The 12,674-nt window shown below is 54.2% G+C and carries 15 protein-coding genes; 12 read left to right on the forward strand and 3 right to left on the reverse strand.

Features of this window, described 5'->3' with window-relative positions; all coding sequences use genetic code 11:
* Positions 1-19 precede the first annotated feature (19 nt).
* The 12 genes from K420_RS0113310 to K420_RS0113370 all read left to right on the forward strand — a co-directional run bounded on the left by K420_RS0113310 (position 20) and on the right by K420_RS0113370 (position 9,441).
* A protein-coding gene (locus K420_RS0113310; RefSeq protein ID WP_198293780.1) for an IS3 family transposase occupies positions 20-1,107 on the forward strand; the annotation gives its coding sequence in 2 pieces (ribosomal slippage) (positions 20-272 and positions 272-1,107; 1,089 coding nt in all).
* A 56-nt stretch (positions 1,108-1,163) separates the two neighbouring features.
* Positions 1,164-1,409 (forward strand): hypothetical protein, encoded by a 246-nt coding sequence (locus K420_RS0113315; protein ID WP_198293849.1) that lies wholly within the window; start codon positions 1,164-1,166, stop codon positions 1,407-1,409.
* Positions 1,410-1,412: 3 nt separating this feature from the next.
* Positions 1,413-2,492: a phage major capsid protein gene (locus K420_RS0113320; protein ID WP_027458500.1), complete on the forward strand. Its 1,080-nt coding sequence runs from the start codon at positions 1,413-1,415 to the stop codon at positions 2,490-2,492.
* Positions 2,493-2,654: 162 nt separating this feature from the next.
* Positions 2,655-2,849: a hypothetical protein gene (locus K420_RS20535; protein ID WP_027458501.1), complete on the forward strand. Its 195-nt coding sequence runs from the start codon at positions 2,655-2,657 to the stop codon at positions 2,847-2,849.
* A gap of 204 nt (positions 2,850-3,053) precedes the next feature.
* Positions 3,054-3,470 (forward strand): hypothetical protein, encoded by a 417-nt coding sequence (locus K420_RS20540; protein WP_157275096.1) that lies wholly within the window; start codon positions 3,054-3,056, stop codon positions 3,468-3,470.
* A gap of 2 nt (positions 3,471-3,472) precedes the next feature.
* Positions 3,473-3,796, forward strand: coding sequence for a hypothetical protein (locus K420_RS0113335; protein WP_198293850.1), 324 nt, complete (start codon positions 3,473-3,475; stop codon positions 3,794-3,796).
* The gene (locus K420_RS20545) at positions 3,789-3,926 is read left to right on the forward strand and encodes a hypothetical protein (RefSeq protein WP_157275097.1); all 138 of its coding nucleotides are present in this window, start codon (positions 3,789-3,791) and stop codon (positions 3,924-3,926) included. Before K420_RS0113335 ends, K420_RS20545 begins: the two co-directional genes overlap by 8 nt.
* Entirely contained in the window at positions 3,923-4,339 is a 417-nt protein-coding gene (locus tag K420_RS0113340) for a ubiquitin family protein (protein ID WP_157275098.1), read from the forward strand. The genes K420_RS20545 and K420_RS0113340 overlap by 4 nt, the downstream gene beginning before the upstream one ends.
* Positions 4,336-4,926: a hypothetical protein gene (locus K420_RS0113345; RefSeq protein ID WP_027458504.1), complete on the forward strand. Its 591-nt coding sequence runs from the start codon at positions 4,336-4,338 to the stop codon at positions 4,924-4,926. The genes K420_RS0113340 and K420_RS0113345 overlap by 4 nt, the downstream gene beginning before the upstream one ends.
* Positions 4,927-5,842: 916 nt before the next feature.
* Positions 5,843-6,289, forward strand: coding sequence for a DUF1178 family protein (locus K420_RS20205; RefSeq protein ID WP_027458505.1), 447 nt, complete (start codon positions 5,843-5,845; stop codon positions 6,287-6,289).
* Between the two features lie 430 nt (positions 6,290-6,719).
* Positions 6,720-7,840 (forward strand): IS3 family transposase gene (locus K420_RS0113360; RefSeq protein ID WP_157275099.1). Its coding sequence is split into 2 segments (ribosomal slippage): positions 6,720-6,972 and positions 6,972-7,840, totalling 1,122 coding nucleotides; the frame shifts between segments, so codons are not numbered across the junction.
* A 480-nt stretch (positions 7,841-8,320) separates the two neighbouring features.
* Positions 8,321-9,441, forward strand: a protein-coding gene (locus tag K420_RS0113370; protein ID WP_088177879.1) for an IS3 family transposase whose coding sequence is annotated in 2 segments (ribosomal slippage) — positions 8,321-8,570 and positions 8,570-9,441 — 1,122 coding nt in all. Because the reading frame shifts where the segments join, the coding sequence is not laid out codon by codon here.
* Positions 9,442-9,609: 168 nt separating this feature from the next.
* Here the strand turns inward: K420_RS0113370 and K420_RS19020 are convergent.
* The 3 genes from K420_RS19020 to K420_RS19800 are packed head-to-tail and all read right to left on the reverse strand — an operon-like array spanning position 9,610 to position 12,671.
* Positions 9,610-11,283 (reverse strand): T6SS phospholipase effector Tle1-like catalytic domain-containing protein, encoded by a 1,674-nt coding sequence (locus K420_RS19020; protein WP_198293851.1) that lies wholly within the window; start codon positions 11,281-11,283, stop codon positions 9,610-9,612.
* A gap of 3 nt (positions 11,284-11,286) precedes the next feature.
* Entirely contained in the window at positions 11,287-11,790 is a 504-nt protein-coding gene (locus tag K420_RS19795; protein ID WP_051453135.1) for a DUF3304 domain-containing protein, read from the reverse strand.
* Complete coding sequence (locus K420_RS19800; RefSeq protein ID WP_051453136.1) at positions 11,787-12,671, reverse strand: DUF4123 domain-containing protein; 885 nt, start codon at positions 12,669-12,671, stop codon at positions 11,787-11,789. The genes K420_RS19795 and K420_RS19800 overlap by 4 nt, the downstream gene beginning before the upstream one ends.
* Between the last annotated feature and the right edge of the window lie 3 nt (positions 12,672-12,674).

Here is a 12,674-nt window from a genome sequence, read left to right on the forward strand (position 1 = left end):
CGTAAAGGGAGAGTTCTGCATGAAGAAGTCGAAGTTTTCGGACAGCCAGATCATCGAGGCGTTGAAGCGGGTCGAGGGTGGGCTATCGGTGCCGGAGTTGTGCCGGGAGTTGGGAATCAGCTCGGCGACGTTCTACAAATGGCGGGCGAAATACGGCGGCCTGGACGTGTCCATGATGGCCCGGATGAAGGAGTTGGAAGCCGAGAATGCGCGGCTCAAAAAGATGTACGCCGAGGAGCGCCTGAAGGCGGATATTCTGAAGGAGTACCTGGGAAAAAAGTAGGTCGGCCATCTCGCCGGCGTGAGATGGCCAAGGAAGTGGTGGCCGGAAAGCGAATTTCGATCCGCTTGGCCTGCGACATTTTCCAGGTGAGCGAGACCTGCTATCGGTATTCGGCCAAGAAGAATGCCGAGAATGAGGAAATCGCCGACTGGCTGATGCGGCTAACCGACAACCACCGCAACTGGGGATTTGGGCTGTGCTTCCTGTACCTGCGCAACGTGAAGGGCTTTGGTTGGAATCACAAGCGGGTGTATCGGATTTACCGGGAGTTGGAATTGAATCTGCGGATCAAGCCCAGGAAACGGCTGGTGCGGGAGAAACCGGAACCGCTGGCCGTGCCGACTGCCATCAACCAGGTGTGGTCTATGGATTTCATGCATGACCAGCTCGAAGACGGGCGCTGTTTCCGGTTGTTCAATGTGATCGATGACTTCAACCGGGAAGCCCTGGGCATCGAGATCGATTTCTCGCTGCCGGCCGAGAGGGTGATCCGTGCCCTGGAGCAGATCATCGAATGGCGGGGGAAACCAGCCGCCATTCGATGTGACAATGGCCCGGAGAACATCAGCGGCCTGGTGCAAAACTGGGCAGAAAAGCGGCAGATCAAGATGGATTACATCCAGCCGGGCAAGCCCCAGCAGAACGCCTACGTCGAGCGCTTCAACCGGACAGTGCGCTACGAGTGGCTATCGCAATATTGCTGGGCAGACCTCGATGAAGTCCAGCTCTTCGCCACCCAGTGGATGTACGACTACAATCACGACCGCCCAAACATGGCCTTGGGCGGCATCACGCCAAAACAGCGGCTGGCCATGGCCGCGTAGCTCTACTTCTGATCGCCCCTAATTCTGGGGGGATTACCGAACCGCACAGCGTGATATTGAACACGCTAGAAAAATGTCGGCAAATAATGGCGGTGATAACTGATAAATTGTTGGTTATGAAAACTTTTCTATCAAACCTGATTGCCAGCAAGCAAAAATCCAAACATGAAGCGGATTATGAGCTTGTCCGTGCAAAACGCCGCTTTGAAAAACTCCTGCGCTCCGAGGGCATGAGTATTAAGGATGCCAAAAAACAGGTTGCGGAACAGTTTTCAAATAACCACACCCACGAAAGGATTTAACAAATGAGTACTTTAGAAACTATCGAGCGCGCCCTTGTTCAATTTGAAAATGGTTTTGCTTCCAAGTTTGAAGAGGTTTCCACTAAAACCAAGGAACTAGCCGACGAACTTCTGCAAATCAAGCAGCGTGGCGTTATGCAACCCGACAACGATGGTCTGCAAACCAAGGGCGGTAATCTGTCTGGCCTGGTATCGAAGGCTTTCTCTGAGAATGCCGAACTGCTGGCGAAAGCCCCGAATGTTCGCCTTGAGATCAAAGCCGCTGGCGATGCGCTCACCACCTCCGATGCTCGCACCATTCAATCCGCTGGCGTCGGTATCCCGGTAGGCGCTCCGCTGGGTATCTTCAACGCTCTGCCGCGTCGTGTTATCGGCGCTACCTCTGCTGTTGAATATAGCCGCTTCCTGGCCCTTGAAGGTGCTGCTGCCAAGCAAGCATCCGAAGGCGCAGCGAAGGCCGCTGTTCGTCCTACCTTCAGCTTGATTGTTCAACCGGCGGCAACCATCGCAGGCTACAGCAAGATTTCCAAGCAGGCGCTGACGGATAGCGCCGAACTGAAAACCGCCGTTGATTCCACTTTGGTGCGCAGTATCGGCACCGCGATGGATACCTATCTCTGCTCTGGCTCTTGGGGCGGCGCTAACGGCCTGCTGGCTCACGCTACCGCTTACACCAGCCTGGTGTACACCGCTCTGGCCGATGCCATTTCCGAAGGCGTGGCCACCATGCAACTGGCTGGCTTCAATCCGGATTCTGTTGCGCTGAACCCGGCCGATTGGCTGGCGCTGACTACCGCACGCGGTACGGCTAACGATCACTACCTGAGCGGCAATTACCTCGGCGCTCTGCCGATGGCGCTGCGTGGCTTGAACGTGGTGCTGTCGCCGTCTGTTACCGCTGGCAAGGCTCTGCTGCTGGATACCGCCCACATTGAACTGTTGATCGTTGATCAGATGACGATCGAGGTTGGCACCGATAGCGATGACTTCACCAAGAACATTCGCACCATCCTGGGCGAAGTGCGATTCATCCCTACGTTCCGTGCGGTGGGTGCTGCTCGCCTGATCACGCCGAAAGCCTAACGACTGAGCATAAGGGCTGGCTCCGGCTGGCCCTTCAACCTCTAGAGGACACCCCATGAACCTTATCGACAAAATCGCCATTGCTCACGACTTCCAGCAACTGCGCCTGGCCCTGATTCTCAATGAAGTTCGCCAAGTACGCCGCGCCGTCGCCGCCCTGTAATGGCTGCTCAGGACTTCATTAACGAACGACGCCGCAAGAACATCCTGCGCTACTGCCAGGACAAAGGTTTATCTGTCATGCCGTATGGCAAGAACGCATGGTGGATTACCGGGTATGGCGTCAGCGTGATTACCTGTGACCTGGCTGATGTTCATATCAAAGAGCTTGAACCAAAGCCGGTTACTGACCGATAGCTCCTCGACCTTCCGGGAGGTTATCCCGGACGCGGATAAGCCGGTGAGTACCGCGCTCACAGCAACCCCGGCAGTGCGGCGCCATGAATGCAGAACGGTGGCCGCACACCCCCCGGAGGCCCCAGCAAAGTCAAAAAGGCTAAAAACAGGACACCGACCGGTTAATGCGCTTGTGAGTTACCCGTATTTTTCTAGGAGCACGAAATGGGACTAAGAGGCCCGAAATCTACTGTAGAGCGGCTCTGTGTCGTCAATCTGGAACAACCGCGCCCCAAAGCACCGAAAGGACTGCCGAAACATGCTGTATCGCTGTGGGATGACATTGTTGGCGCATATCCAGCCGATCACTTTTCAGCCGGCGATCTGCCACTGCTTGATAACTTTGTTCGTTGCGTTCTGATTCTGGAACAAACCAACAAGGCTTTAGCCGAGGAAGGCATTTTCACTGCTGACGGCTCAAAACCGCACCCGGCGATTGCCATTCGGGATTTGCAACTCAAGGCCATGGCGACACTGGCAACAAAGCTGCGCCTTCCCGTATCGAGCCGCATTCGTGCCGATAGTGCTGGAACCCGCCCAGGCAAGAACACGCCGAAACCGTGGGAAATGTATGCCGATTGAGTATGAACCAGAATTCTCCGGACAAACCCCAGATGACGACGACGAAGAACTGCCCTATGTGCCGTCTGAAACTGGGCAGGCCGGACGGGATGATTGCCAACAAGGACGACGCAGGCGTGTATTTCGTCTTTGCGATTTGCACCAACTGCTCGATTAAGTATCAACGTTGGTCGCCAGCGATCAGGAAGCAGCAGCTACGCGCCGCCATCGGCCTATTGGCCATGAATCCGAGCCGCTACAACGTCAAGACCTTCGACTCGAAAGCTGCCGCCTGGATCTACACCGAACTAGAGATTCAAGCATTAAAGGATGCCAAACATGATTAATCAGGAATTGCTCGCACAGGCCATTGCAGAGGCTTATCAGCTCGCCAAGCAGGAAAGCCAAGCCCACCCATCAAACGCACAAGAAAACGCACAGGAAGGGCCGGAAATGCCCTCTGGTGACGAACAATGAGCTTTACCGCGCATTGTCTGACCGTCCATAACCCGTTTAATCCGATGCGGGGCCGCGAGTTTCAGGTATTGGATGAGCCTGTAGCAATCCGCGCCCTGGTGCCGCAAACCAATAAGCCTGTCGTTGTCGTTCGCAATGGCGGATACGTTTTGCGCGCCAGTTGGGACGAGGAAGTTAAAGATGGCGACACGCTGGCAGTCGTGTTTCTTCCGCAGGGTGGCGGCGATGGTGGCTCAGATGTAACAAAAGTCATCATGATGATCGTCGTTGCCGTGGTTGCGTACTACACCGGCGTTTATGTCGGTGGCCAGGAAGGTCTGGCAATGGGTGCCGGATATGGCTATGCCGCCCAGGCTGCTGTCGGGATCGTTGGATCGCCTTCAATCAATATTCACTTGGAGTCTACGCAATGAGCCTGATTAACGCTCTCAACATGGGCGACCACGCCTTGATTAGTGCCGACTCTGAAGCCGTGTTTCCCGATGGCTCTCGCGGCCAAGTTAGCAAGCTGCTAACCATTCCCCACCTCAATGCGGTTATCGCCTGTCGTGGCTCGCTGGCATTCCTGCAAAAGGCCCATGCCGAGTTTTGCACCATGTCGAACTTCGATCAGATGGCAGAGCGTGCCGAACTGGTTATGAGTTACGCACTGGCGCAGCAGGGAAGCACCGAGCATCTGGACAAGTACGCGCACGGGGCTGAAATGGTGCTTGCCGGGTACTCACAGAAGGCCGGGAGAGTCGTTATTCACCTGATCCGCTGCGAGGGTATCGGCCATGACACAGAAGCGCACCTAGACATTGCAAATGCCATCCTGCCCGGTGACTTGGGGATTAGCCTGGAAGGCATTACAGCTAGCCGGGAAGGCTTGATCGAGCTAACCAGCCGCCAAGTCAAAGCCATTCGTGAGCATGCGCCAGATGCTGCTGCCGGTGGCAATCTGATCGTTGCCGAGGTTAGGCCACGAAGTATTGCAGTAGAGAGTGTTGGAGCTATCTAGTAGCGAACCGAACCCACCAAGCAGGTGGGTTTTTATTGATCCCTTGGCCTGGCTAGGCAAGCAGTAGAGGTTGCCGCTAGTGCTTCCTCCTGAGAGTCATAAACGACCTGCTCGCGTCTGGATGACTCTACCGGCACAGCGTCGGGATGCTCAATTCTGATCTGCGATTCTGAGCAGTGGTACCGGGTAATAAATGACTTCTGCCTGATCTCGCAGAAGTAGCGCCAGCGATACCAAATCTCGACGTGTGCCATACAATAAGCCCCAAATACTGTTTATGCGTACAGTACATGAGGCAATGATACAAAACTACTGTATGAAGCAGAGCAGGGGAGTGGTGCCCGGGACGGGAATCGAACCCGTACGCCTTTCGGCGAGGGATTTTCTTCACACTACGGCTTTCGCCGCCAGCATTAGCTGTTCGTGCGCTGGACTATGCCTTCACCGTGGCGCAATGCGCTGTAGGTGCCCCCCGTCTAGTCTCTACACCTTCCTATTGCTAGGCTTGGCTCGGCGTTGCCTCGGCGATGTGCCAGGGGTTTCTCCGAATTTGAGGGGATTCACGCGGGCGCTTTCGCTTCCCGGTGCTCAATCTATAAGTCCCTTGTGTCTACCAATTTCACCACCCGGGCAAGGGGGGAACTCGACAAGCCGCGCATTCTATCGTCTAGATGTGCGTTTGGAACATGGTTTAGTGCGTAATTCGTGTGTAACATAGCGCACTTTCCGGCGTTATTGACCACAATGCAGCACTTTTTTAGACGCAGATAATCTTATTAATCAATGTGTTATCTGGTGTCGTGTTGTGCTTGTTTGTGAATAGTGTTGACTTAAAATCCGGAGCCGAAAGGCGTACGGGTTCGACCCCCGTCCCGGGCACCACCCAATCCTTGTTCAGACCTGTCTCGGGCAGCACATGATAATTTTCGACCTAAGCTGCAGCAACAATCACCAATTTGAAGGTTGGTTTCGCAGTGCCGAAGATTTCCAGCGGCAACTTGAGTCACACCTTGTGATGTGTCCTCAGTGCGATTGTCATAGCATTCGTCGTATTCCATCTGCAGTCGCCATAGCAAAAAACGCTCAACAGGTTTCAGCGCCGAACACTAACGTGGATAGTACGGCCCTGATGCCGGTAGGTGCCCAAGCCATGGCCTTGTATCGACAATTGGTACAGACAATCATGGCCAACAGCGAAGATGTGGGGCGGTCATTTGCAGACGAAGCGAGAAAAATTCACTACAACGAAGCACCTGAACGCGCCATACGTGGCCATGCGACAGTGGACGAGTGCGATGAATTGAGAGATGAAGGGATTGCGATACTGCGTTTGCCAGAGTTGGATGAGGGGGAGTTGAATTGACTCATTTCCGTTGAGTTTCAAAAAAATGTAGCCAATGCGCCTACATAAATTCACCATTTTTGGGTTGTTTGGTATCAATTTGTTGAAACAAAATATTTCATAAAAATATAGCTCCTATGGATATTTTCAACATCTTGGCGTCTATATGGAATAAATTTGCCTGACGCGATGTCTTTTCCAATAAATACATCTATGCTGACGAGAGGCACCTTCTGAATTCTTAGGAGGGCTGGTAGTGGAGGAGTCAGCGATGTCCAACTACCCATTTCCCCTCGCGAGACAGATTAAAGGCTTGTCAGGTACAGCCCACGAGGACTTGAGCACCTGGCCGACAGTTTACGAACCGGCACTTGCGGAGCGTCCGACGTCCCCCCGGAATTGAGTAGCGGCTGACTTTAGAGTCCAATCTTTCACGATAAGGAGATTGGACATGAAGAAGCGATTCACCGAAGAACAGATCATTGGTTTCCTGCGGGAAGCGGAGGCAGGGATGCCGGTTGCGGAACTGTGCCGCAAACACGCCTTCTCAGAAGCGAGTTACTACCTCTGGCGCAGCAAGTTCGGCGGCATGAGTGTGTCGGACGCCAAGCGGCTCAAGGAGCTCGAAACGGAAAACACGCGCTTGAAGAAGCTGCTGGCCGAAACGATGCTGGAAAATGAGATCGCCAAGGAAGCCCTGAGAAAAAAGTGGTGAGCGCACCATCACGGCGTGATCTGGTGCGCTATCTGATCGACAAGGGGCTCAGCGAGCGAAGGTCATTGCGGTTTATCGGGATGAGTCCGAGCTCATTCCGTTACCGGCCGGTGACGGATCGCAATGCGGCTTTGAAGGAGCGGATCGTCACACTCGCCCAACGCCATCGGCGCTACGGAGCCGGGATGATCTATTTGAAACTGCGGCAGGCCGGCATGGTGGTGAATCACAAGCGGGTGGATCGGCTCTACGCCGAGGCCGGTCTGCAAGTGAGAAGGCGAAAGCGTAAGAAGATCCCTGTATCGGATCGCCACCCGCTAGAGCGTCCTTCTGCAGCCAATCAGGTCTGGTCAATGGATTTCGTGTTTGACCGGACGGCGGAAGGACGAGTCATCAAAAGCCTGACCGTTGTAGATGATGCAACGCACGAGGCGGTTGCGATTGTCCCGGAGCGTGCGATCGGTGGCATGCAACTCACCAGAGTGCTCGATCAGTTAGCCAAAACACGGGGATTGCCCAAGGCGATCCGGACGGACAACGGCAAGGAGTTCTGTAGTCGTGCCATGCTGACCTGGGCGCATGCCCGTAGCGTTCAACTCTTCCTCATTGAACCCGGCAAGCCCAATCAGAACGCCTATATCGAATCGTTCAATGGGCGTTTCCGGGATGAATGCCTGAACGAACACTGGTTCACCAGCCTACGCCATGCTCAGATTGTTATTGAAGGCTGGCGCCGTGAATACAACGAGGAGCGACCGAAAAAATCCCTGGGCGGTTTGACGCCTGCGGCTTATGCCAAATCACTCACCCAAAAATCGGGTAAATTACCCACGGACTCTAAAGCACTCTGCTACTGAAAACGGGGGGACGTCGGCCAAAGCAGAGATTGGTGAGTTCCAGAAGATAGTCAAGCAAATGGAAGCCGCTATTGAACTGAATTGCAGATACAAGGGACAGAATTGACCGTGATCGTGCTCGCTAAGTGAACGGGGTATGTTTGTCGCCAACTGTTTTTTGAAGGTGTTAGAAAATCAGTATGCTGGGTTAGTTTGTAGTCACAGGGGGCTAAATTGTGACCATGAATCTTCGAATCTGAGGGACAGAATTGTGTCACCCGAGTCAGCTACCATTTGTTGCAACAAATGGTAATGGTTTTCTGAAAATGGACGATTTCAGGCTTCGCGCTGCCGAGGTTGTATAATAATTTTACATAATACAAATTATGCGCCTTCCAGATAACTAAAACTTTCCAAAAACTTGCGTTTTTTCTGAGGTGCCCCCCGTAATCAGTGCCACCGGCAATTTAGTAAAGTCCGTTTTCGAGAAGGAGAATGGACTTGAAGAAGCGGTTTTCAGAAGAGCAGATCATCGGTTTTTTGCAGCAGGCGGAAGCCGGCGTGGCGATCAAGGAACTGTGCCGGCAACACGGCTTCAGTGACGCCTCGTTCTACAACTGGCGGGCGAAATTCGGCGGCATGTCAGTTCCGGATGCGAAGCGCCTGAAGGAACTGGAAGCCGAGAACGCCAAGCTCAAACGCCTACTGGCCGAATCGATCCTTGATGCCGAAGCTCTCAAAGCGGCCTTGGGCCGAAAGCGCTGAGCCCCCAGCAAAAGCGTGAGTCAGTCATGGTGATGCGGAAAGCGACAGCAATTTCCCAACGCCGTGCCTGCCAGCTGGTGGGTTTGTCACGCACGGTCCTGCATTACGTATCGAAGGCGCAGCCGGAGAACGAGCAGTTGCAAGCCAGGCTGGTCGAACTGGCCGGCGAGCGCCGCCGGCTCGGCTATCGCCGCTTGCATGCGCTGGTTCGGCGAGAGGGCGTTCGAGCCAATCACAAACGGATTTATCGGCTCTACAGTGATGCCGGTCTGTCAGTTCGGCGCCGCAAAAAGCGACATGGTGTGGCTGTTGAGCGGCAGGCACTGGAACGCCCTACCGAGCCCAACCAAGTTTGGTCGATGGATTTTGTCAGTGACGCGCTGGCCAATGGCCGCCGGATCAAGGTGCTGACCATCGTCGATGATTTCAGCAAGGAGGCCATCGATCTCGCGGTCGACTTCGGCATTTCAGGCCATTACGTTACGCGTGTTCTTGATCAGGCGGCTCGCTTCCGGGGCTACCCCAAGGCCATTCGAACTGACCAGGGACCAGAATTTACCGGCAAAGCGCTCGACCAGTGGGCCTGCCAGCATGGCGTTCAGCTCAAACTGATCCAGGCCGGGAAACCCACGCAGAACGCGTTCATCGAGAGCTTCAACGGACGCTTCCGAGATGAGTGCCTGAATGACTATTGGTTTACGAGCTTGCCACAGGCTCGTATCCTGATCGCCGCCTGGCGCCGGGACTACAACCAGCATCGGCCGCACAGCGCATTGAATTATCAAACCCCGGCAGAGTTCGCGGCCGAGCATCGGGCAACCACCTCTGCCCAGCCAGCCGCCGAAGAATGTCTTTAACGGTACAACCCAAGGACTTTTACTAAAACGCCCTTGGCACTAAAACCGGGGGCACCTCAGTGCCGACTGCGCCCGAGCGGCCAGACCCAGGTGAGGCGGTAGCGGGCGAAACCACCGTCGAGGCGGCAAGTCGATAATCTAAAGTTTTTCCCAGAATCCCTTGGTTAGTCAATCATTCCCCTTGAATACCGTTCTGAATTTCAGAATACCAATGCTGTTCATCTGATATTCATCCATTCCCATATCAATGAAGCCAGCCATGGAGTCATGGATATAGCGATCAAAGAACGTTTCCATCTCCGGCGTTACTGATCTGGCATCAAGTTGCTTTGCGACACGAATAGCATGCTTATCCGCGGCACTGAGCGGCAACCCTGCGGCCTTGAGCATTTTTTCATGCAATTCCGCTGATTTGACTGGATCAAAATCAGAGGACAACGCGATCTGATCACGATCGGAGCGCGGTTTGCCCGGATCAAACGCGGGCGTCAACGAACTGAGACGCTTAATGAAACAGTTTTGTGTAGATCGTAGGTAACCCTGATCCTTGGCTGAAGCGGTGGTATACGGTGAGCGCTGGAAAAAGGCGTTACGGTGCTTGAAGCGATAGCTGAAGTAATACGCCATATGCTTCCGTCCCAAGTCTTCGACCGGGCCCGATCCGATTTTGGCCGCCTTGATATAGGCATTGAAATCGGCGATGGCCGCTGCAGAAGGCGTGAGATCCTTCTTGAAACGTTCCTCCAACTGATGCTCCCACTCCTTCAAGGGCACCCCGGCATTGATTGCCTCCTCATACATCCTCTTTCCGGGGATGATGGACATGAAGGCATCCGGCACCGGCGAAACCCCCAGCGCTTTGGGTGCGTAACCACCGCCAACATCGGAGTGAGCGCCGGGATACATCACCTCCATGGCATTCGCTGGGTAGTCGGATTTGACGCGCACTGAGTCGAGCGGAAAACAGGCACGGACTTCGTGCCCGGCCACAAAATGCACGCAACGCTCCACCGCCGGATTGATTTCCAGCGTATTGTCCGCCCAGCCTTGGTGACCGGCGAGGGTTCCTGAGTCGGATAGGTTCGCTAAGCCCACTGAGGCCACCGTATCAAAGATGCCGAGAAACTGTAACCGAATGGGAATGCCGGCAAACGTCCAGCCACCGCCCTCCTGTTTGCAGACCTCAAACAACCAGTTCACAAAAACCCGTGCCTCCGCCGCGCCGCGCGAAAAGCCGAACACCGAGACATTGATCTGTTCAACAGCCGGCTTGCGATCTTTCAACGCTGCCGCAAGCTTATCCTGCCATGTTCGAAGCGCCATACGTCGCTGCGCCTCTGGCGAGCCGAAACCTGCCAAGGTGTTGGCGATGTTTGCTGCTGCGTCATCCAATATCAGGGGGGCGCCCGTGACATAGATATGCGGCGAGTTCAGCAGTTGGAGTAGCCCCCAAATGATGCGGTTCTCACCCCGCTCGCCGCCGATGGCACCCCGGTTTTTCTTGAAAAGGTAAGTATTGTCATCACCAATTTTGGGGAATTTGGTACCGACACCCGGAATGTAGTGCCGCAAATAGCCTTTTTCCCGCTCATCGCGAAAGGTGTGAAACAACCGCACAACATTGCTGTGCTTGCGCTCCTCGACTGGTGGCTCCTCATAGTCCGCAACCAGATTGTTGCCGGTGCCATCGAAAAACAGGCCAACAAAGACCTGCCCGGAACAGGTTGGCTTATTGTCTTTGGGTACCGTGCAGGCAGTCGCCTTGGCACGTTGCATGGCCTCCCGCGCAGAAAGCTTGCGCTGGCCGGATTCGGGAAATGGTGGAGGCGAAATCGTTGTCATGAATTAGCCCTCTCTCTTAAATCCTGAGGGATGGGGGAGTGGATGCTGCGGACTTCCGGCGTCATATATATTCATCAGTACCTTTACCTCGTCACCCGGAAAGATGTGAATAAAGAACGTTCCCATCTCACCCTTGTACTTTGGCACTTCTACCGTCCGTTCTTTCCATGGCGATTCCTTCGTTGCTGGCACGCCATCAATCACTTTTCGCGTGCCGTCTCGGTTGAATATCGGAATATCGTCTTCTTGCCATTTAATCGTCGCCATCAATCCCGGACGCCAACGTTTGGGCAAAATGACACAGCACATGCTGCCACCTCCTCCGTGGGCAGAGGCATCCAAAATGCCACCTTCGCCGTTGATGATGATGGAAACAATGCTCTTATCCGTGTGGTTGTATGCCGCATAGCTCACCGCGACGGTTTCATCTCCGGAACAGGCCCCCAGCACGACCCCTATCAAGCATACCAATAACCAGCCCTTCGTCGATTGAAGCTGTTTGCTCATGAAAATCCTTTGTTTTCCATAAATTCTGCCAATGCATCTTCGATGCCTTTTTCGCCCCAAGTTTTCTCTGATAGCCAAGTCGAAGTCTCAGGGGCGGTTAGTAGTCGGCCATCCGTAAATAACGCCGCTACACCTAATGCGTATTGATCGGTTGTCCCGAATACACATTGCCCTGAACAAAGCCTCAGTGTTTGGTCGAGTATCTCGTAGTTGGCATAGCCGTCACGAACTGCAAGCAGATCCGGAAAATTGCCCGCCATGTAATCTGCCATGGCATCGACTTCCCCGGCGCGGAGTAACTCCGCCAAGCAGTCGTTGTCGATTTGCAGCGTTTCTTCGTTGTGCTCTGGCAATGCCGGCAATGCCAAATCCAGTAACTGACCATCGCGCCCAATAGTCCACCATGCTGTTGCGTCAGCAGCCAGACGCTTCCATATCTTTTCCTGACCGGCGAGCGTTGGAAGCACCCGCGTATCGGCAAAACGCAGCAGGTAGCGCTCTTTCTCTTCAGTTTCGACTTCGAGCAACCTCTGCCAGCCTTTGCTCAGATCGCTTACCCGTAATTTCGAACGGATGAAACTGAGCATCGGGCGGCCTTGGCAATGATGCAAAATGCGTGACAATTGACGCTTCAATTGATCAGTATCATCGGTCGACAACGCATACAGGGCAGGGGAAACGCCGGATAGCGCGGCTAACTGGCCTTGCTGATACAAGGCCAATCCTTCGCAGCCAGGGATGCGAAGCGTTTTTCCCTCGTGATCGAAAGCTGTGTCGACCAAGGCATACCAGTAGTGCCCCTCGGCGGCATTCACCACTCGTCCGAACAAATCAGCTAGCAATGCCGGGAAATCGTACGATCTGACTGCGTAGTAAGCCATGGG

The sequence above is a fragment of the Dechloromonas agitata is5 genome (assembly GCF_000519045.1).
In the GTDB taxonomy this organism is placed as follows: Bacteria; Pseudomonadota; Gammaproteobacteria; order Burkholderiales; family Rhodocyclaceae; genus Azonexus; species Azonexus agitatus.